20 protein-coding genes are annotated in these 19,765 nt (G+C 72.9%); 6 read left to right on the top strand and 14 right to left on the bottom strand.

The window, feature by feature from the left end; translation table 11 throughout:
- Positions 1-328 precede the first annotated feature (328 nt).
- The 8 genes from ACWDEN_RS18465 to ACWDEN_RS18430 form a co-directional block, all read right to left on the bottom strand.
- The gene (locus ACWDEN_RS18465) at positions 329-1,159 is read right to left on the bottom strand and encodes an ECF transporter S component (protein ID WP_351604398.1); all 831 of its coding nucleotides are present in this window, start codon (positions 1,157-1,159) and stop codon (positions 329-331) included.
- Positions 1,156-2,919, bottom strand: coding sequence for an ABC transporter ATP-binding protein (locus ACWDEN_RS18460; RefSeq protein WP_351604400.1), 1,764 nt, complete (start codon positions 2,917-2,919; stop codon positions 1,156-1,158). The genes ACWDEN_RS18465 and ACWDEN_RS18460 overlap by 4 nt, the downstream gene beginning before the upstream one ends.
- Positions 2,916-4,037: a CbiQ family ECF transporter T component gene (locus ACWDEN_RS18455; RefSeq protein ID WP_351604402.1), complete on the bottom strand. Its 1,122-nt coding sequence runs from the start codon at positions 4,035-4,037 to the stop codon at positions 2,916-2,918. The genes ACWDEN_RS18460 and ACWDEN_RS18455 overlap by 4 nt, the downstream gene beginning before the upstream one ends.
- On the bottom strand, positions 4,024-4,671 hold the full coding sequence (locus ACWDEN_RS18450) for an SCO2322 family protein (protein ID WP_351604403.1): 648 nt from the start codon (positions 4,669-4,671) through the stop codon (positions 4,024-4,026). The genes ACWDEN_RS18455 and ACWDEN_RS18450 overlap by 14 nt, the downstream gene beginning before the upstream one ends.
- On the bottom strand, positions 4,668-5,891 hold the full coding sequence (locus ACWDEN_RS18445) for a prenyltransferase/squalene oxidase repeat-containing protein (RefSeq protein WP_351604405.1): 1,224 nt from the start codon (positions 5,889-5,891) through the stop codon (positions 4,668-4,670). The genes ACWDEN_RS18450 and ACWDEN_RS18445 overlap by 4 nt, the downstream gene beginning before the upstream one ends.
- A 365-nt stretch (positions 5,892-6,256) precedes the next feature.
- On the bottom strand, positions 6,257-6,712 hold the full coding sequence (locus ACWDEN_RS18440) for a nuclear transport factor 2 family protein (protein ID WP_351604407.1): 456 nt from the start codon (positions 6,710-6,712) through the stop codon (positions 6,257-6,259).
- Positions 6,713-6,752: 40 nt separating this feature from the next.
- Positions 6,753-7,784, bottom strand: coding sequence for an MBL fold metallo-hydrolase (locus ACWDEN_RS18435; protein ID WP_351604409.1), 1,032 nt, complete (start codon positions 7,782-7,784; stop codon positions 6,753-6,755).
- Between the two features lie 247 nt (positions 7,785-8,031).
- A complete protein-coding gene (locus ACWDEN_RS18430; protein WP_351604411.1) occupies positions 8,032-8,433 on the bottom strand; it encodes a hypothetical protein in 402 nt (133 codons plus the stop codon).
- Positions 8,434-8,931: 498 nt separating this feature from the next.
- On the opposite strand from ACWDEN_RS18430, the gene ACWDEN_RS18425 reads away from it, so the two are divergent.
- Complete coding sequence (locus tag ACWDEN_RS18425) at positions 8,932-10,383, top strand: aldehyde dehydrogenase (protein ID WP_450859654.1); 1,452 nt, start codon at positions 8,932-8,934, stop codon at positions 10,381-10,383.
- A 3-nt stretch (positions 10,384-10,386) separates the two neighbouring features.
- Complete coding sequence (locus ACWDEN_RS18420) at positions 10,387-10,620, top strand: ferredoxin (protein WP_228620044.1); 234 nt, start codon at positions 10,387-10,389, stop codon at positions 10,618-10,620.
- Between the two features lie 240 nt (positions 10,621-10,860).
- On the opposite strand, the gene ACWDEN_RS18415 is transcribed toward ACWDEN_RS18420, so the two are convergent.
- A complete protein-coding gene (locus ACWDEN_RS18415) occupies positions 10,861-11,547 on the bottom strand; it encodes a TetR family transcriptional regulator (RefSeq protein WP_351604415.1) in 687 nt (228 codons plus the stop codon).
- Between the two features lie 220 nt (positions 11,548-11,767).
- On the opposite strand from ACWDEN_RS18415, the gene ACWDEN_RS18410 reads away from it, so the two are divergent.
- From ACWDEN_RS18410 to ACWDEN_RS18400, 3 genes are read left to right on the top strand one after another with little or no spacing between them, the layout of a single operon-like run.
- Complete coding sequence (locus tag ACWDEN_RS18410) at positions 11,768-13,198, top strand: glycosyltransferase family 4 protein (RefSeq protein WP_450859653.1); 1,431 nt, start codon at positions 11,768-11,770, stop codon at positions 13,196-13,198.
- The gene (locus ACWDEN_RS18405) at positions 13,192-13,938 is read left to right on the top strand and encodes a class I SAM-dependent methyltransferase (protein ID WP_351203473.1); all 747 of its coding nucleotides are present in this window, start codon (positions 13,192-13,194) and stop codon (positions 13,936-13,938) included. Before ACWDEN_RS18410 ends, ACWDEN_RS18405 begins: the two co-directional genes overlap by 7 nt.
- Positions 13,935-15,005 carry a prenyltransferase/squalene oxidase repeat-containing protein gene (locus ACWDEN_RS18400; RefSeq protein WP_351604419.1) on the top strand — a complete coding sequence of 357 codons (1,071 nt, stop codon included), beginning with the start codon at positions 13,935-13,937 and terminating at the stop codon, positions 15,003-15,005. The genes ACWDEN_RS18405 and ACWDEN_RS18400 overlap by 4 nt, the downstream gene beginning before the upstream one ends.
- Positions 15,006-15,015: 10 nt before the next feature.
- Here the strand turns inward: ACWDEN_RS18400 and ACWDEN_RS18395 are convergent, their stop codons facing one another.
- Positions 15,016-15,309 carry a hypothetical protein gene (locus ACWDEN_RS18395; protein WP_351604421.1) on the bottom strand — a complete coding sequence of 98 codons (294 nt, stop codon included), beginning with the start codon at positions 15,307-15,309 and terminating at the stop codon, positions 15,016-15,018.
- Between the two features lie 128 nt (positions 15,310-15,437).
- On the opposite strand from ACWDEN_RS18395, the gene ACWDEN_RS18390 reads away from it, so the two are divergent.
- The gene (locus ACWDEN_RS18390) at positions 15,438-16,010 is read left to right on the top strand and encodes a hypothetical protein (protein WP_351604423.1); all 573 of its coding nucleotides are present in this window, start codon (positions 15,438-15,440) and stop codon (positions 16,008-16,010) included.
- On the opposite strand, the gene ACWDEN_RS18385 is transcribed toward ACWDEN_RS18390, so the two are convergent.
- The 4 genes from ACWDEN_RS18385 to ACWDEN_RS18370 all read right to left on the bottom strand — a co-directional run bounded on the left by ACWDEN_RS18385 (position 16,007) and on the right by ACWDEN_RS18370 (position 19,638).
- Positions 16,007-17,017, bottom strand: coding sequence for an LLM class F420-dependent oxidoreductase (locus tag ACWDEN_RS18385; RefSeq protein ID WP_450859652.1), 1,011 nt, complete (start codon positions 17,015-17,017; stop codon positions 16,007-16,009). The two genes, ACWDEN_RS18390 and ACWDEN_RS18385, sit on opposite strands and share 4 nt — an antisense overlap.
- Before the next feature lie 105 nt (positions 17,018-17,122).
- Positions 17,123-17,920, bottom strand: a complete 798-nt coding sequence (locus tag ACWDEN_RS18380; RefSeq protein WP_450859651.1) for a DUF5336 domain-containing protein — start codon at positions 17,918-17,920, stop codon at positions 17,123-17,125.
- A gap of 82 nt (positions 17,921-18,002) precedes the next feature.
- On the bottom strand, positions 18,003-18,962 hold the full coding sequence (locus tag ACWDEN_RS18375) for an N-acetylmuramoyl-L-alanine amidase (RefSeq protein ID WP_351604427.1): 960 nt from the start codon (positions 18,960-18,962) through the stop codon (positions 18,003-18,005).
- 22 nt (positions 18,963-18,984) lie between these two features.
- Positions 18,985-19,638, bottom strand: a complete 654-nt coding sequence (locus ACWDEN_RS18370; protein WP_351604428.1) for a class I SAM-dependent methyltransferase — start codon at positions 19,636-19,638, stop codon at positions 18,985-18,987.
- Between the last annotated feature and the right edge of the window lie 127 nt (positions 19,639-19,765).

The raw sequence follows: 19,765 nt of genomic DNA, 5'->3' as shown, positions 1-19,765 counted from the left end.
CAGTGGAAGGACCACGCGATGTGGCCTCATGCGTCGGCGCCGCGACCCGGGGGGCTCGTGGCGCCTGGCGACGTCGTCCAGAGAAGCAGCCCGGAAAGCCGTCCGCAATGACCCCTTTTACTAGTTGTGGCCGGATGAGAGGCAAAGGTCGACTCTGTGACGTGGATCGCAAAGCGCAGGTCAGTAGGGGTGCCTGAAAGGGCATATCGGACATTCAGGACTACGGCCCCGCATCGTAGGTGACGTGCGTCATGTGGGGTGCTTCACCGTCTCCCTCACCAGCCGCACACGGCGCCTCACCCAGCGGCACCGTTCGCTGTGCCGCCCGTCACGCGCCGGGGCCGTCGAATGTGACCGCGGTCTCGAAGGCGGCCCGCCGCGTGGCCCGGCGCAGCGCGCGCAGCACGGCCGGGCCGAGGACGAGGGTCAGCACCACCGTGCACAGGGCCCGGCCCAGGTCCCAGCCGAGCGAGGTGGCCAGGCAGTAGGCCACGAAACGGGCCAGGTTGGCGGGGACGGAGGCATGGGCGTCGAAGGAGATGTTCGAGGCGGCGCCGCCCATGAACGGCCAGCCGGCCAGGTTCATGACCGTGCCGTAGGCGAACGCGGCGAGGAAGCCGTAGACCGCGAGGAGCAGCAGTTCGGCCCGGCCACGCAGCCGGACCGGGCCCGGGAGCAGCCCGGCGCCCATCGTGAACCAGCCCATCGACAGCATCTGGAACGGCAGCCACGGCCCGACCCCGCCCGTGAGCAGGGCGGACGCGAACATCGTGACCGAGCCCAGCGTGAAGCCGAAGCCCGGTCCCAGCACCCGCCCGCTGAGCACCATCAGGAAGAACATCGGCTCGATCCCCGCCGTACCCGCGCCGATGGGACGCAGCGCGGCCCCCGTCGCGGCCAGCACGCCCAGCATGGCCACGGCCTTCGGCCCGAGATCCGACTCCGAGATCGTCGCCGCCACGACCGCGACCAGCAGGATGAGGAGGCCCGCGAAGAGCCAGGGCGCGTCCTGGGCGTGGGCGCTCAGCTGCGAGGCGGGCGGAGCGAGGAAGGGCCAGCCGAAGGCGACCACACCGACCGCGCCGACCAGGGCCAGCGCGGCGAGCGAGCGGGGGCGGAGACGGACGGCGTGCAGCGGCGCGGTGCTCGGGGGCCTCATGCGAGGGCCTTGCGTACTTCGGCGACGGTGAGCCACTGCTGCGGGGCGAGGATCTTCGTCACCTGCGGGGCGAAGGACGGCGAGGAGACGACGATCTGCGCCGTCGGCCCGTCGGCTATGACCTCCCCCTCGGCCAGCAGCACCACCCGGTGCGCGAGCTCGGCCGCCAGCTCCACGTCATGCGTGGCCAGCATGATCGCGTGCCCCTCGGCGGCGAGGCCGCGCAGTACGGTCACCAGGCGGGCCTTGGCCGCGTAGTCCAGGCCGCGGGTCGGCTCGTCGAGCAGGAGGAGGGGCGGGCGGGCGGTCAGTACGACGGCCAGGGCGAGCGCCAGACACTGCCCCTCGGACAGATCGCGGGGGTGGGTGTCGTCCGTGATCCCCGGCAGCAGCTCCGACACCAGCGCCCGGCAGGTCCCCGGCTCGGCCCCCGCGTCCCGGTCGGCCGCCGCGCACTCGTCGGCGACCGTGTCGGCGTAGAGCAGGTCCCGCGGCTCCTGGGGGACCAGACCGACGCGGCGTACGAGGTCGGGGGGTGCGGTGCGGCGGGGTTCGGCCCCGCCGACCTGCACGCTTCCCGCACTGGGCACCACCAGGCCGACGAGCGAGGCGAGGAGGGTGGACTTGCCGGCACCGTTGCGGCCCATGAGCGCGATGGTCTCGCCGGGGGCGACGGTGAGGTCGATGTGCCGGAGGGCGTCGACGCGGGCTCGGCGCACGGAGAGGGAGCGGACCTCGGCGATGTGCGGGTGGTGGGGTGGTGGGGTGGGGGAGGCGGGGCGGCGACGGAACCGGAGACGGCGCCCTGTGCCAGGGCTGTCCCCGGCTACGGGGGGCGCGGGCCGTGTCGGTATGCGGCTCCGCCGCGATGGGGGTCCCCCCGGGTTCGAGCGAAGCCGAGAACTCGGGGGAGCGACCAGCCCCGACGCACTCGCAGGCGCGGACGCGGCCAGGCGTTCCCTCAGGCCGGCGGCCCGACGGCGGGCGTCCCGGACGGTCAGGGGGAGCGGGGACCAGCCCGCCAGGCGGCCCAGACCGACCACCGGCGGGTACACCGGGGACACCGCCATCACCTCGGGCAGGGAGCCGACGACCGGGGCTTCGCCGCGACCGGGCAGGAGGACGGCTCGGTCGGCGTAGTGGATCACGCGCTCCAGGCGGTGCTCGGCCATCAGGATCGTCGTGCCGAGGTCGTGCACCAGGCGCTGGAGCACCGCCAGGACCTCCTCCGCCGCGGCCGGGTCCAGGGCCGAGGTCGGCTCGTCCAGGACCAGCACCCGGGGGTGCGGGGTGAGGACCGAGCCGATCGCGACCCGCTGCCGCTGGCCACCGGAGAGGGTGGCGATCGGGCGGTCGCGCAGTCCGGCCAGCCCCAGCAGGTCCAGGGTCTCCTCGACCCGGCGCCGCATGACCTCCGGGGCGAGGCCCAACGACTCCATGCCGTAGGCGAGTTCCTCCTCCACGGTGTCGGTCACGAAGTGGGCGAGCGGGTCCTGGCCCACCGTGCCGACCACGTCGGCGAGTTCGCGCGGCTTGTGGGTACGGGTGTCCCGGCCCGCCACCGTGACGCGGCCGCGCAGGGTGCCGCCGGTGAAGTGCGGCACGAGACCGCTCACCGCGCCGAGCACGGTCGACTTGCCGACCCCGGACGGGCCGACGAGCAGCACGAGTTCGCCCTCCGGCACCTCGAAGCCGACGCCCTGGACGGCGGGTTCGGCCGCACCGTCGTACGTCACGCTGACATCCTCGAAGCGGATCACGACGGCTCCTTGTGGACCTTGGGCACGACGAAGGCGGGCAGGAGGGCGAGGAGGACCGCCGCGGCGGGCCACAGCGGGAGAGTGGGGGCCACGAGGGGCACGACGCCCGGGTGCAGTTCCTCCGGGTCGCGGGCGGAGGCCAGGCCGATCAGCGCGGCGACCGCGACGCCCGAGCCGGTGACCAGCCAGGCCCGTACGTCCCACGGGTCCGGGCGGTACCGGGTGCGCGGCGAACGCCGGCCGCCGAGCCGCAGCCCCGCGAGGGCGGCGACGACACCGGCGAGCAGCAGCGGGACGCCGTACGTGCCGCCCTCCGCGGTGAGCAGCCCGTACGTTCCCGCGCACACGCCGAGCAGTCCGCCGAGGGTGAGCGCGGCCGTCGTACGGCGGATACGGGCGGGGACCTCGACGGTACGGCCGTAGCCGCGGGCCTCCATCGCGGCGGCGAGGGCGACCGAGCGCTCCAACGCGCCCTCCAGCACCGGCAGTCCGACCTGGAGCAGGCCGCGCAGCCCCCGGTCCGGGCGGCCGCGCAGGCGGCGGGCGGCGCGCAGGCGCTGGACGTCGGCGATGAGGTGCGGGGCGAAGGTGAGGGCGACGACGACGGCGACGCCGGTCTCGTACAGGGCGCCGGGGAGGGACTTGAGCAGGCGGGTGGGGCCGGCGAGCGCGTTCGCCGCGCCGACGCAGATCAGGAGGGCGGCCAGCTTCAGCCCGTCGTAGGCGGCGAAGACGAGCGCCTCCGCCGTGACCTTTCCGCCCAGACGGATGCCCTGTGCCCAGTGGGGGAGGGGGACCTCGGGGAGCGTCACCAGGGTGTGGGTGCCGGGGATGGGGGAGCCCAGCGCCACCGCGAAGACGACGCGGACGAGGAGCACGGCGAGGGCGAGTCTGGCGAAGGCCGTGTAGGCGTGCGCGGTGGGGGCGCCGGCGGTGCCGCGGTGCGTCGCCACGACGTAGGCGGAGGCGGACATGAGCAGGGCGAGGAGGAGGGGGTTGGTGGTGCGGGTGGCGGCGGTACCGAGACTCGACGCCCAGAGCCACCAGGCACCGGGGTGGACAGCACCGCGAGGAACTGCACGAACAGCCCCCACCGGCCCGCAGTCAGACGGAGTCATCGCGTCGCCGTCGGAACTGCCACACCGCCGCGCCTCCCAGGAGGACGACCACCGCCACGCCGATCGGCAATCCCAGGGACGGCCCGCTGTCCGAGCCGTGCTTCGGCTGGGCCGCGTTTGACGTGCCGCCCGCCGAGACCTGCTCCCCGCACCCCTTCTTCGGATACCCGGCGATCGCGCACAGCAGGGCGTTGGTGTCGTAGCGCAGGGGCGGGGCGACGGCCGCCAGGGCGTCGGCGGTCGTCGCGTCGGGGGACACGCGGGCGCACTCCGTACGGCGGGCCGGCGGTGTCTCGCCGGAGGGCGCATCCGCGGGCGTGCCGAAGTCGAGGACGAGAGCCACCCGCTTCGTACCGGACGTGGCCGGGGTACCCGAGCAGATCGTGCCGAAGTCCGCCGCCCCGCGGGGCCGGCTCGCGTCCGCCGAGTCCGCGCTCACCGCGAAGCGGAAGCCCTCCACGGCGCCGTCGTCGGGACGGGCGGTCGACGGGCCCTGCGTGGCATACGTCCAGCGTCCGCCCGACCGCTCCCAGAAGGACCAGTAGCGGTAACCGGTGGCGTGCGCCTGGCCCGCCCCGGCGAGCAGGACGAGCGCGGCGCACAGCAGGCTCGTGGCGCGGCGGACGGGCCTCACGGCTGCCGCTTCTTCCGGCCGCTGAGCAGGAAACCGATGCCGATGCCCGCGACGAGGCAGACGCCGGCGAACCACCAGACGCCGAGGCTCGACCCGCTGTCGGACTTCTCGGCCTTCTTCGTCTCGTGCGCGCCGGAGTCCATCGCCGGTGCCGGGCCGAGCTCGTTGAGGGACCGGACGAGGCTGGTGCCGCCGAAGTCACCGGGCTGGGCGCCGATCGCGTGCGCGGCGAGGATCAGCTGGGCGTACGCCGCCGGACCGCTCTGCACCGCCCACTGCCCCGCGTTCTTCTCCAGCCAGCCGTACGCCTTCTTGGCCTGCTCGGTCCGGCCGTCCGCGGCGAGGGCGACGACCGTGTCCGCGGTGTTGCCGAAGTCCGGCTGGTCCTTGGCGCCGGGCAGCGCGGACTGCAGGTGCCCGGTCGTGCCGACGGCCGCGGCCAGATAGGCGCCGGCGTTGTCCGCGACCTGGGCCGGGGTGGGACGGCCCGCCTTGACGCACGCGTTCTGCGCGGGCGCCTTGCCGGCCTGGGTCACGAACCCCTTGCCGAGGGCGCCGAGCACCCCGGCCGCCGTGGCGTCCGCGTTGGCGGCCGGCTTGCCCTTCTTGTCCGGCTGGAAGGCGAGGGCGCCGCCGCCGTCCTGGTCGCAGGGGAGGGACAGGGCGGCGAGGAGGTCGTAGGGGGACTTGCCCGCCTTGCCGACGCTCGCCGGATCCGTCCCCGCTGCCGCGAGCGCGCCGATGACGACGGAGGTGGAGTTGGTGTCGCTGGCCCCGCCCGGCGCATAGCCCCAGCCGCCGTCCTTGTTCTGCACGGACTTCAGCCAGGCCACCGCCTTGCCGACGGCGTCGTCGTGCCCACCGACCGCCTTCAGGGCCTGGACCGCGGCGGCCGTGTTGTTGGTGTCCACCATGACCTTGGCGTCGCAGGCCTTGGCGGGGGCGGCGCGGAACGCCGGGAAGGCGCCGCTCGCGCACTGCTGGCCGCTGAGCCAGTCCACGGCCTTCGCCGCCGGCCGGTAGCCGAGGGTCCGCTGGGCGATGAGCGTCAGCGACTGGCGCCACACGCCGTCGTAGGTCGGGTCGGACTTTCCGTACAGCCCGGACGGGATCGCGACCTTGGGAGAGGGGGACGGGGACTGCCCGGCGGCCGTGGCGGGCGCGGCGGCGGCCAGCACGCCTATGGCGGCGAGAGCCGCGGCACTGCGGCGGACGTTCATGGTCGGCGACTGCCTCTCCTGCGGGGAGCCGGGCAGCGCACGGGAGACCCCCCGGGCGGCTCGGCTCCGTAAACCTCGACGGTGCCGTGCGCGGCGGACCGCCGACGCACGCGAGCCGGTCAACGTCCCGCCCGGGGCGTTCCGGCTCACCGTTCGATGACGAACGATTCACGGATGGGGGTGCCCCCGGCTCGAGCGAAGCCGAGAGTTGGGGGAGGGTCAGCGCCGGAATTGCACCGGCTTCCCCCCGTACGGGTGTGATGACGACGCCGCCACTTTACCGGCCGCGCCGAGTGGGCTGAGGAGTGGCTGTGCACACGGGGGTGCGGTGACCGGGGTCACGGCCGTGACGGGACGGGGAGTGGTCAGCCGACCCTCGGGGTGTCGCCGCCGAAGGGCAGGTGCAGGGTGCGGGAGGCGATCAGCCACGTGCCGTCGACCCGGCGGAAGGTGTCCTCGTAGTGACCCACCTGGACGGGCGGCCCGGCGGGGACGGGGCCGCCGCTCCCGTCGTGTCCGTCGACGCGGTACGTCGTGAAGTACGCGGTGGAGGTCGCCGCGCGCGGACCGGTCACCGTGACCAGGATGTTGGACATGATCCGGCGGGAGAGCCGGTTGGCGGGGCGGGAGCCGAAATACGCGCGCAGGGCCTGTCGTCCCTGGATCCGGCGCCCGTCTCCCGGCGCAGGCCACTCCCACAGACCGTCCTCGGTGAACAGGTCGGCCACGGCGGCCGGTTCACCGAGGTCGAGGCGGTGGACGAACTCGACGACCGCTCGCTCACAGGCACGCTCGGCGAAAAGCCGCTTCATGGGGTCCATGAGGCTGTGTAGCAGGGGCGCCCCAGGGGAGGCGAACCATTTACACGGCCACGTACGCCACCGGCTCGCTCCCCGCCACCGGTTCCGCCCGGCCCTGCTTGACCAGGCGGCGCAGATGGGACTCGGCTTCTGAGACGGCGATGTTCCGGGAGCCGTAGCGGATCTCGGCCCAGGGGCGGTTCCACTCCATGCGCTCGGCCAGCTGCCAGGGCGTGAGCGGCTCGGCGAGCAGGGCGAGCAGACCGGCCAGCCGCTCCTCGTGGTGGGCGAGCAACTCCCGTACCCGGCCCGGCGCGTCGGTGAAGGCGTGCTGGTGGGCGGGGAGGACCTCGGCGGGGGCGAGGCGGCCGATCCGTTCCAGGGAGTCGAGGTAGTCGCCGAGGGGGTCGGTGACGGTCGTGTCGTCGGGGTCCTCGTACAGGCCGATGTGCGGGGTGATCCGGGGCAGGAGGTGGTCACCGCTGAACAGCCGCCCCTGTCCCGGAAGTCGACGGTCCGGGTGATCCTCCTCCAGGTGCAGGCACACATGGCCCGGTGTGTGGCCGGGGGTCCAGATCGCGCGCAGTCTGCGGCCGGGCAGGTCGAGGAGCTCGCCGGGGACGATCTCCCGGTCCGGGAGGGCGGGGGAGAGGCCGGGCAGGGTGCGGGGGGTACGGGGTGTGCGCAGCGGCGCCAGGTGTTCCTCGGGCGCGCCGGCCGCCGCGAGCTTGGCGCTCATGTAGCTGAACCAGCGTTCCGGCCGTGCCTCCCGGGTGCGCCGTACGACCGCCGCGTCGGCGGCGTGCATCGCCACCCAGGCGCCGGAGGCCTCGCGCACCCGGGCCGACAGGCCGTGGTGGTCCGGGTGGTGATGCGTGATGACGACGCCGTACACCTCCGGCACCGCCGTACCGCACGCGGCCAGCCCCGCCACGAGCGTGTCCCAGGACGCCGGATCGTCCCACCCGGTGTCGACCAGCACCGGGCCGCGGTCGGTCGCCACGACGTAGACCAGCGTGTGACCGAGGGGGTTGTCCGGGATGGGTACGGCCACGGACCGTACGCCCCCGCCGTGCTCGAACGTCGTCGCCATCTGTCCTCCGCCCCACCGCCCGGACCCACGGCCATGGCCCACTATAACGAGAACTGATGGAACGTCAGATACCGCTGAGCGTCTGCTTTGCCGGTGACCCTCACACGGCCCGGCCCAGGGCGTGGTCGGAGGGCCGAAGACTGCAGGGAGCTTCGGCCCTCCGGTTGGGTTCAGCGGTGGTGCCGGCTATGGCGACGGGAGGCGGTGGGCGTGCGCCCCCGCGTCACGGCACGGCCTCCGGGGCGGGCTAGCGGTGGCCGAGGTGCCGGCCGTGATCCCGGTCCCGGTCCCAGCCCCGCTCGTGGTGCCGGCCCCGGTCGTGGTCCCGGCCCCAGTCCCGGTCGTGGTGCCGACCGCGGTCGTGGTCCCGGTCCCAGCGCCAGTCCCGGTCCCGGCCCCGGTCGTGGTCCCGGTCGTGGCCCCAGCCCCGGTCGCGGTCCCGGCCCCAGCCCCGGTCGTGGTCGCGGTCCCGGTCACCGAAGCGGCCGTCGTGGTCGTGGTCGATCCTGTGGCTGAGCGAGTAACTCCTTCCGTTGTCGCGCTCCTGGCCGCCCCCGGCGGCCAGGGCCGGCATGGCGGCCGCGCCGACGAGGGCGCCCGTGGCCACACAGGTGGCGATCAGGCGGGCCGTCGTACGAGAAACAGACATGAATCTGTCACCTCACGTTCGTTGCACACCATCCTTGGCAGGGATGGGCGTGCAAATCCGGAAATTCCCGGCTCTGTGCCGAGGGTCCACACTGTGGCCCTCCACGGCGGCACCGGAGGAAGGAACGGTTCCGCGTTACAAAGCGCGGATATGTCTGTAGCCCTCCCTTGTATGGGCCATTCATGCCGGGGAGGGGTCCGGGTGCCGGCCCTGTCCCGGTTCGGAATCACGCTGAGGGCAGGGAAAAGAGCGGTTGACCGCGCGTGACGCTCCTGGCTGTCTCGGGGCCTCGATTCCTTCGAACGGCCCCATGGGTTCTGAAACAATGCAGGGCCTCCGTTCGGGGGACCCGCTGCGGCGGCGTCACCGCCTCCCCGCGCCGACGGCGAATCCGCTGGTGCAGCCCGTCCGGTGCCGGCCATTGCCCCCTATAACTAGAACTGATATCAGTTCTGAAACAGCGTCAGAAACGTGCGGTGCGGTGGGAGGCAGTCGGCCATGACCGAGCTCGTGGAACACGGACAGCTGTTCATCGGCGGGGAGTTGACCGAGCCCCTGGGCAAGGACGTCATCGAGGTGATCTCCCCGCACACCGAGGAGGTCATCGGCCGGGTGCCGCACGCCTCCGGGCAGGACGTGGACCGGGCGGTGGCGGTGGCGCGCCGTGCCTTCGACGAGGGGCCGTGGCCGCGGGCGACCCTGGCGGAGCGGATCGAGGTCGTCACCCGCATCAAGGACGGCATCGCGGCCCGGCACGAGGAGATCGCCCGGGTGATCTCCGCCCAGAACGGATCCCCGTACTCCTGGAGCGTCCTCGCCCAGGCGCTCGGCGCGATGATGGTGTGGGACGCCGCGATCAGGGTCGCGCGGGACTACCCGTACGAGGAGCGCCGGGACGGTGTCCTCGGCCCGATCCTCGTCCGCCGCGAACCGGTCGGTGTGGTCGCCGCCGTGGTCCCCTGGAACGTCCCGCAGTTCGTCGCCGCCGCCAAGCTCGCGCCCGCGCTCCTGGCCGGCTGCACGGTCGTACTGAAGCCGTCCCCGGAGTCCCCGCTCGACGCGTATCTCCTGGGCGAGATCGTGCGGGAGGCCGGTCTCCCCGAGGGCGTGCTCTCCATACTGCCCGCCGACCGCGAGGTCAGCGAGTGCCTGGTCGGCCACCCCGGCATCGACAAGGTCTCCTTCACCGGCTCGGTCGCGGCGGGCAGGCGGGTGATGGAGGTCGCCGCGCGCAACCTCACCCGGGTCACGCTGGAGCTGGGCGGGAAGTCGGCGGCCGTCGTCCTGCCGGACGCGGACGTGCGGACGGCGGTGGCCGGGATCGTCCCGGCGGCCTGGATGAACAACGGGCAGGCGTGCGTGGCCCAGACCCGCATCCTCGTCCCGCGCGCCCGCTACGACGAGTTCGCCGACGCCTTCGCGGCAGCGGCCGGCGCGCTGAAGGTCGGCGACCCGCTGGACCCGGCGACCCAGGTAGGCCCGCTGGTCGCCCGCCGCCAGCAGCAGCGCAACCTCGACTACATCCGGATCGGCCAGGAGGAGGGCGCCAAGATCCTCATCGGCGGCGGCCGGCCGGCGGGCCTGGAGAGGGGCTGGTACGTCGAACCGACCCTCTTCGGTGACGTGGACAACTCCATGCGCATCGCCCGCGAGGAGATCTTCGGCCCGGTCATCTGCCTGCTCCCGTACGGCGACGAGACCGAGGCCGTGAAGATCGCCAACGACTCCGACTACGGCCTGTCCGGCAGCGTGTGGACGGCCGACGTCGAGCACGGCATCGACGTGGCGCGGCAGGTCCGCACCGGCACCTACTCGGTCAACACCTTCAGCCTGGACATGCTGGGCCCGTTCGGCGGCTACAAGAACTCCGGGCTGGGGCGGGAGTTCGGCCCGGAGGGGTACGGCGCCTACCTCGAGCACAAGATGATCCACCTGCCGGCGGGGGCGTAGGCCATGGGCGACCGCTGGCACGTCGAGGTCGACCGGTCGGTGTGCATCGGCTCGGCCCAGTGCCTCCACCACGCCCCGCACGCCTTCCGCCTCGACTCCGCCCGCCAGTCCCACCCGGTGGAACCGGACACCGACGCCGCCGAACCGGTCCTGGAGGCGGCCGAGAGCTGCCCCGTGGAGGCGATCGTGATCACACTGGTGGGGAGCGGGGAGGCGGTGTTCCCGCCCGAGGAGTAGGGCCGCGGGTCCCCGGGTCGCCCTCCCGCCGAGGGTGAGCGCGGTGTGCTGGTACGACGCCGCGCTCGCCCCAAGGCACCGTCCGGCGGGACCGGGTGACGGACCGGGACCCGCGTACCGGCCTCGTCATGGTTCCGGCCGGAATCCCAGACATCGGTGGTCGATTCCGTCACATCGAGGACGGGGTGGCCGGACTTCGGACAGGCGACCACATCGCCGACCGGGTATGACCGATCGGCCTCATCTCAGCCTCTGGCGACGGGAACCGGAGCGACGCTCGACCCCCGGCTCCGTCAGGTCGATCAGCCGGCACACCGTCTCGATGTCGATCTTCACCTGGGCGATGGAGGCGCGGCCGGACAGCCAGGTGATCAGGGCCGAGTGCCAGGTGTGTTCGATGACGCGGACCGCCGAGAGCTGTTCGGGGGTGGGGTTCTCCAGGCCCATCGCGTCCAGGATGATCAGGGTGGTCTGGCGGGAGACCTGGTCGACCTCCGGCGAGACACTGCGGTCGGCGAAGGTCAGGGCGCGGACCATCGCGTCGGCCAGGTGCGGCTCGCGCTGCAGGGCGCGGAAGGCCCGCATGAGGGTCTCGGCGACCCGCTCGGCGGCCGTGTCGCCGGCCGGGGGCTTCTTCCGCAGGGTGCCGTGCATGTGCTCCAGCTGGTCCTGCATCGTCGCCACCAGCAGGTGGATCTTGGAGGGGAAGTAGCGGTACAGGGTGCCGAGGGCGACCTGCGAGGACTCGGCGACCTCGCGCATCTGCACGGCGTCGAAACCGCCCCGGCTGGCCAGCTGGGCGCTCGCGTGCAGGATCCGGCGGCGGCGGGCCTCCTGGCGCTCGGTCAGAGGCGGCGATGGGGGTCCCCCCGCGCGAGCTCGTTCGAGCGTGGGGGAAGGCCTCGAAACACTGGCTTCCGCAGGCATGGGTCCCGTTCCGTGACAGTCGGTGAAGGCGTCTGTGGGGCACGTGATCACACAGCAGGGCAGGGCGCCGCGCCGTGGCGTGAATCACCTGATCCACTGCTCACAGCGCCCCTACCTGCCGGTAGATTCAGAGCCTCTTGAACGATCAAGTCTGAAACTTGTTCTAGATTAGCGTCCCGACGTAGTGTCGCGGGACGGTGCAGGCAGAAGGGGGCACGGAGTGACCGCTGAGGCCCGTGCGGCGGGCGTCGAGCAGGACCCCGCTGCCGACGGCGAGCGACCGCTCGACATCGCCCTCCTCACCTATAAAGGGAACCCGTTCTGCGGCGGCCAGGGCGTCTACGTCCGGCATCTCTCGCGTGAGCTGGCCCGGCTCGGACACCGGGTCGAGGTCATCGGCTCGCAGCCGTATCCGGTGCTCGACGAGGGGTACCCCGGGCTCACGCTCACCGAGCTGCCCAGCCTCGACCTCTACCGCCAGCCCGACCCCTTCCGCACCCCCGGGCGGGGCGAGTACCGGGACTGGATCGACGCCCTGGAAGTCGCCACGATGTGGACCGGCGGCTTTCCGGAGCCGCTGACCTTCTCCCTCCGCGCGCGCCGCCATCTGCGCGCCCGGCGCGGCGAGTTCGACGTCGTCCACGACAACCAGACCCTCGGGTACGGGCTGTTGGGAGACATCGGCGCCCCTCTGATCACCACCGTCCACCACCCCATCACCGTCGACCGGCAGCTGGAGCTGGACGCGGCCGAGGGCTGGCAGCGCCGCTACTCGGTGCGCCGCTGGTACGCCTTCACCCGGATGCAGAAGCGCGTCTCGCGCCGGCTGCCCTCGGTCCTCACCGTCTCCGGCAGCTCCAAGCAGGAGATCGTCGACCACCTCGGCGTCCGTGACGACCGCGTGCACGTGGTCCACATCGGCGCCGACACCGATCTGTTCGCGCCGAATCCGGCCGTGCCCGAGGTGCCGGGCCGGATCGTCACCACCTCCAGCGCCGACGTGCCGCTCAAGGGGCTGATGTTCCTGGTGGAGGCGCTGGCCAAGGTGCGCACCGAGCACCCGGCCGCCCATCTCGTCGTCGTCGGCAAGCGCCCCGAGGAGGGGCCGGTCGCGGCCGCGATCGAGCGGTACGGCCTCGAGGGCGCCGTCGAGTTCGTCAAGGGCATCTCCGACGCCGAGCTGGTCGACCTGATCCGCTCGGCCGAGGTGGCCTGTGTGCCCTCGCTGTACGAGGGCTTCTCGCTGCCCGCTGCCGAGGCCATGGCCACCGGCACCCCGCTGGTCGCCACGACCGGCGGCGCGATCCCCGAGGTCGCCGGCCGCGACGGCGAGACCTGCCTCGCGGTGCCGCCCGGCGACGCGGGGGCGCTGGCCGCCGGCCTCGGCCGGCTGCTGGGGGACCGTGAGCTGCGGGTGCGGCTCGGCCGCGCCGGCCGCGAGCGGGTGCTACGGCACTTCACCTGGGCCCGCGCCGCCGAGGGCACGGTGACGCACTACCGCGAGGCCATCGCCCGCGCCGGCCGCTCACCCGTGCGAACCGGCTCGCACCGGGGCGTCCCCACCGCCCCCACCGCCGCCCCGATTCCCGGCCGCCCCGCGGCCCCCGCAAGCGTTGCAGGCGTCTCTTCCGAAAGCAGGGCCACGTGCTGACCGTCGACTTCTCCCGGTTCCCGCTCGCCCCGGGCGACCGAGTCCTGGACCTCGGCTGCGGGGCCGGCCGCCACGCCTTCGAGTGCTACCGGCGCGGCGCCCAGGTCGTGGCCCTGGACCAGAACGGCGAGGAGATCCGCGAGGTCGCCAAGTGGTTCGCGGCGATGAAGGAGGCCGGGGAGGCACCGGAGGGCGCCACCGCCACGGCCATGGAGGGCGACGCGCTCGCCCTGCCCTTCCCGGACGAGTCCTTCGACGTGGTCATCATCTCCGAGGTGATGGAGCACATCCCCGACGACAAGGGCGTGCTCGCCGAGATGGTCCGCGTGCTCAAGCCGGGCGGCCGTATCGCCGTCACCGTGCCCCGCTACGGCCCGGAGAAGGTCTGCTGGGCGCTGTCCGACGCCTACCACGAGGTCGAGGGCGGCCACATCCGCATCTACAAGGCCGACGAACTCGTGGCGAAGATCCGCGAGGCGGGCCTGAAGCCGTACGGCAGCCACCACGCCCACGCGCTGCACTCGCCGTACTGGTGGCTGAAGTGCGCGTTCGGCGTCGACAACGACAAGGCGCTGCCGGTGCGGGCGTACCACAAGCTGCTGGTCTGGGACATCATGAAGAAGCCGCTCGCCACCCGGGTCGCCGAGCAGGCGCTGAACCCGCTGATCGGCAAGAGCTTCGTGGTCTACGCGACCAAGCCGCACCTTCCGCGTCTCGACGAAGAGGCGGCCGCCAAGTGACCACTCCCCGGACGGAACACCTCGTCCTGCCCGGGGTCCTCACCGCCGAGCAGGCCGCCGCGACCGTCCGTGGCATCCTCGCCGTACAGCGGGAGGACGGCGCCATCCCGTGGTTCCGCGGGCATCACCTGGACCCCTGGGACCACACCGAGGCCGCGATGGCCCTGGACGCGGCCGGCGAGCACGAGGCCGCCGAGCGGGCCTACGACTGGCTGGCCCGGCACCAGAACGAGGACGGCTCCTGGTACGCCGCCTACGCCGACGGCGCCCACGACGACGTCACCGACCGCGCCCGCGAGTCGAACTTCGTCGCCTACATAGCCGTAGGAGTCTGGCACCACTACCTCTCCACCGGCGACGACACGTTCCTGGACCGCATGTGGCCGTGCGTCTACGCGGCCATGGAGTGGGTGCTCGCCCTGCAGCAGCCCGGCGGCCAGATCGGCTGGCGCCGCGAGGACGACGGCACGCCCACCGGGGACGCCCTGCTGACCGGCAGCTCCTCGGTCCACCACGCGCTGCGCTGCGCCCTCGCCATCGCCGAGCAGCGCGAAGAGCCGCAGCCCGACTGGGAGTTGGCGGTCGGGGGACTGCGGCACGCGATCCGCCGGCACCCGGAGCGCTTCCTCGACAAGGACCGCTACTCGATGGACTGGTACTACCCGGTCCTCGGCGGCGCGCTCACGGGCGAGGAGGCCAGGGCCCGCATAGCGGAGTCCTGGGACCGGTTCGTCGTAGCGGAATTCGGCGTGCGCTGCGTGGTCCCCAACCCGTGGGTCACCGGCGGCGAGTCCAGCGAGCTCGCCCTGGCCCTGTGGGCGGTGGGGGAGTCGGACCGCGCCCTGGAGATCCTCCAGTCCATCCAGCACCTGCGCGACCCGGAGAGCGGTCTGTACTGGACGGGCTACGTCTTCGAGGACGACGCGATCTGGCCCCGCGAACTCACCACGTGGACGGCCGGTTCACTGCTCCTCGCCGTCGCGGCGCTGGGCGGCCACGAGGCGACCTGCGCGGTCTTCGGCGGGGAGCATCTGCCGCTGGGGCTCGCCCCCGACTGCTGCGGCTAGCCCACGCGGCTCAGAGCCGGTGTATCCGGTTGGCGATGGCGTGGCCCACGAACAGGTACACCACCGCGGCCAGGCCGTAGCCCGCGACCACCCGCGCCCAGGCCTCGTTGAACGTGAAGAGGTCGTGGGACCAGCCCGCCAGCCAGGCGGCGGCGTGGTGGACGACCCGGACCAGGCTGTTGGCGCGGTTGGCGGCCAGCAGGTACATCAGAATCCACAGGCCGAGGATCACCGCCATGATGTCGGCGACGACCGCGATGACCGTTCCGGCCTGATGGGCACCGTTGCGATATCGAGGGGACATACCTTCCGGATTGCCGGGCGGCGAGCGGTGAAACCCGAACGGCGGACGCCGAGTGGCGCGACCGGCGCTCCCGGGTGACGCTTCCGGAGGAAGCAGTCCGCTCGGGGAGGACACGTCCGGAGGATCCAGTGCCCGTACCCATACGGCGCCTCTGCATGGCGCTCACGCTGTGCTGCGCCCTGCTGGCCGGTTCCACCGCCTGTGGCAGCAGCGAGAAGACCAGTACGCGGGACACCGCGGCGGTCCGGGCCGCCGTCCCCGCCGCCGAAACCCCCAGCCCGACCACCTCCGCCGAACGGCAGAAGTTCGCCAAGGCCCGGTTCGTGGCGAACGCGGGACTCGCGGCGGGCGCGACCTACCAGTGGATCGTGAAGCCCTGGAAGGCGGGCCAGTTCAAGAAGGGCGCCAAGGGCCGCAAGATGACCCTGGTGAAGGCCGGTCTGGCCGGCGCGTTCACCTATCACCGGCTCAAGGCGGCTCAGCGGAACGCCCAGGGCGACCCGCTGCTGTCGAAGGCGCTGGCGCCGCTCAGCGCCGGTATCGACGCCCTGAAGAACCTGCCGTCCAAGCTCCGCAGCGGCGACGGTGCCGCGGCCGGCTCCTTCAACGACATCATCGGCAAGGTCAAGGACGCGGGCAGCAGCGCCGGCGCCCCGGTCAAGGAACAGGTGCCCTCGGCGTCCCAGCTCTCCGGCGGCTAGGAGTTCAGTTCCGCCAGCACCCTGAGGGTGTGCGGGTCCGGTGACAGGGCCAGCAGGTCCGTCACCGGGCCCGCGCGCCACAACTCCAGCCGCTCGGCGATGCGTTCACGCGGCCCGACCAGTGAGATCTCGTCGGCGAAGGCGTCCGGCACGGCCAGCACGGCCTCCTCCCGCCGGCCCGCCAGGAACAGGTCCTGGATCCGCCGGGCCTCCTTCTCGTACCCCATGCGCGCCATGAGGTCGGCGTGGAAGTTGCGGGAGGTGTGGCCCATGCCGCCGATGTAGAAGCCGAGCATGGCCTTCACGGGCAGCAGCCCCTCGGCCACGTCGTCGCACACCTTCACCCGGGCCATCGGAGCCACCAGGAACCCCTCCGGCAGCTCGTGCACCACGTCCCCGTACACCTCCGGCCGGCTCGGCGCCCAGTACAGCGGCAGCCAGCCGTCGGCGATGCGGACGGTCTGGGCCACGTTCTTCGGGCCCTCGGCGCCGAGCAGGACGGGCAGATCGGCCCGCAGGGGATGGGTGATCGGCTTGAGCGGCCTGCCGAGTCCCGTGCCGTCCGGCCCCGGGTACGGCAGCGGGTGGAAGCGCCCGCGGGAGGTCACCGGCGCCTCCCGCCGCAGCACCTGTCGTACGACGTCCACGTACTCCCGGGTCGCGGTCAGCGGCGACGCCGGGAACGGGCGGCCGTACCAGCCCTCCACCACCTGCGGCCCGGACAGCCCGAGCCCGAGCAGCATCCGCCCGCCGGAGAGGTGGTCCAGGGTGAGCGCGTGCATCGCGGTGGTGGCCGGCGAGCGGGCGGCCATCTGGGCAACGGCCGTGCCCAGCCTGATCGTTGAGGTCCGCGCGGCGATCCAGGTCAGCGGGGTGAAGGCGTCCGAGCCCCAGGACTCGGCCGTCCACACCGAGTGGTACCCGAGCCGCTCCGCCTCCCGGGCGAGCGGCACATGACCGGCGTCCGGGCCGCGTCCCCAGTAACCGAGTGCGAGACCGAGCCGCATGCGCCTGCCTCCTGACGATCCGTCAGTTCACTGCCGGGAGGCGACTGTACGACAACGGCCCCCCGCCCGGAAGGGCGAGGGGCCGTGCGCGGCGGTGTGCGCGGCTCAGCCGCGCTGGATGCCGGAGGTGTCCTGGAGCACACCGCGGCGGCCGTCCTGGGTCTGCGCGACGAGCGCGGCACCGCGCTGCTCGACGGCCAGGTACCAGGTGCCCGGCGCCAGTTCGGCGATCGGGGTCGGCGAGCCGTCCTCCGCGAACAGCGGGCGGGTCACCGGCACGGCGAACCAGAACGGCGAGAAGTCCCCGGCGGGCGGCTGCGCGGGCGCCGGAGCACCCTGCGCGGCAGGCTGCTGGCCGAACGGCTGGCCCGGCTGCGGCTGGGCACCGTACGGCTGTCCCGGCTGCGGCTGGGCGCCCGGGTAGCCGTAACCACCGGGCGGCTGGGCGCCGTAGGGCTGCGGGGCGACCGGCTTGGGGGCCGGCATCAGAGCGGCCTGCAGCGGCGGGGAGAGCGGGGTGGCGATGGCGGCACCCGCGAGAACCAGAGCGGCGATGAGGCCGAGGATGAGACCGGCGCCGGCGTCCACACCGTCGGGCACGTCGATCAGCGTCCACAGCAGCGCCCAGGCCGCCAGGACCGGGAACGCGGTGCCGACCTGTCCGAGGTCGAGCCCGAGCACCTTGCGGGGCTGCGGCAGGCAGCGGTTGACGACGATGAGGACGGCACCGATCACCGCGCCCATGTAGATGCCCAGGCCTGTACCAAGGCTGTCCCACGCGTTCCGGCTCTCGCTGGTGCCGAAGCCGGAGAAGCTCTCGAAAGTGAGGAACGACGCGATGAACAGCACCACCGCTGCTCCGATCACCACGCCGTCGCCTCTAGTGAGGGAGCGGATATTCACTTCAGGTCCTTCGTAGTCGTCTCGTCGTCCGTAGACACTACCGTCCGCAAGATCCGGCTGTCCGGTCGGTTCCGCCCGTCGGTCACGAAGCGCGCAGGAAACTCACGATTCCCTCAGAGATCCCTTGCGCGGCCTTCTGCCGCCAGGCGCCGCTGGTCAGCAGTGCCGCGTCCTTGCTATCGCGCATGTTGCCGCACTCGATGAACACCTTCGGAACCGTTGACAGATTGAGACCGCCCAGGTCCGTACGTGTGACGAGACCGGTACCGTTCCCGAGGTAGTTGGAGGGCGGCTCCCCGGTGTCGCGCACGAAGTTCCCGGCGATACGCACTCCGAGGTCGTGCGAGGGCCCGACGATCGGCCGGGTGTCGGCGGCACCCGCGTGCACGGACCCCGGCAGGATCACATGGAAGCCCCGGTTGCCCTCCACCGAACCGTCGGCGTGGATGGAGATCGCCGCGTCGGCGTGGGCGTCGTTGCCGATCCGGGCCCGCTCGTCCACACACGGCCCCCAGGCCGGGCTGTCGCCGTCGCGGGTCAGCTTCACCGTGGCGCCCTGCTGCTCCAGCAGCGTGCGCAGCCGGTGGGCGACGTCCAGGGTGAACCGGGCCTCGGTGTACCCGTCGTTGGTGGACGTCCCGGTGGTGTCGCACTCCTTCCAGTTCGTGCCGATGTCCACCTTGCGGTTGATCTCGGCCGTGTGCTGGAAGTTGCCGGGGTTGTGCCCGGGGTCGATGACGACGACCTTGCCCTTGAGCGGACCGGAGGCGGAACCTCCCGAGGGCTGCTTGCCGTCGTCCGTCGCGGAAGCGGAAGGGGAGGCCGAGTGACCGGACGACGAGGGCGCGGCGGACGTACCGGACGCCGGAGCGGCGGAGGCCGCACGGCCCGCGCCGCCGCTGCCGGCACCGCCGCCCACCGCCTCGTACACCACCCAGCCGAGCAGCGCACCGGGCACCAGCGCGGCGAGCGCCACGGTCAGCGGGCCGCGCCGGGGGCGGCGCGGCTGCGGGGAATCGAACTCCGGGCCTAGGTACGACACGTCTGTGACTCTAACCGGGGCCTCAGATCCCCGCTCCCGTTCGCCGCAGGACGCGCAGGGAGCCGGTCACCGAGACCTCCGTGAACGCCCCGGACCCGAGCGCCCGCAGGTACACGCGGTACGGCGCCTGCCCGGTGAACTCGTCCTCGGGCTCCGGGAAGACGTCGTGGATGACCAGCAGTCCCCCTTCGGCCACATGGGGCGCCCAGCCCTCGTAGTCGGCGCCCGCGTGCTCGTCGGTGTGGCCGCCGTCGACGAAGACGAGACCGAGCGGGGAGTTCCAGATGGCCGCGATCTGCGGGGAGCGGCCCACGAGGGCGACCACGTGCTCCTCCAGGCCCGCCCTGAACAGCGTCCGCCGGAAGGCCGGCAGGGTGTCCATCAGCCCCACCTCGGGGTCGACGGTCTCGGGGTCGTGGTAGTCCCACCCCGGCTGCTGCTCCTCACTGCCCCGGTGATGATCGACGGTCAGCGCGGTGACCCCCGCCTCACGGGCGGCGTCGGCGAGCAGCACGGTGGACCGCCCGCAGTACGTCCCGACCTCCAGCAACGGCAGCCCCAGCCGCCCCGCCTCCACCGCGGCCTCGTACAGCGCCAGCCCCTCGTCCACGGGCATGAACCCCTTGGCCGCCTCGAAAGCGGCCAGGATCTCGGGCTTGGGGGCGCTGGCGGGCATGGGCGGCCTTCCGGTCGTACGACTGTTCCAGCCGCCCATGCTGCCGCACCCCCGGTCAGCCATGTGACAGGGGGTGCGTTCCGAAGGGGCGCGGGGAACTGCGCGACCAGCCACGACGGAGCCGCAC

Source organism: Streptomyces sp. NPDC001153 (assembly GCF_053598315.1).
The sequence above is the reverse complement of the archived record's forward strand: the minus strand, read 5'-3'. Positions and strand labels throughout refer to the sequence as shown.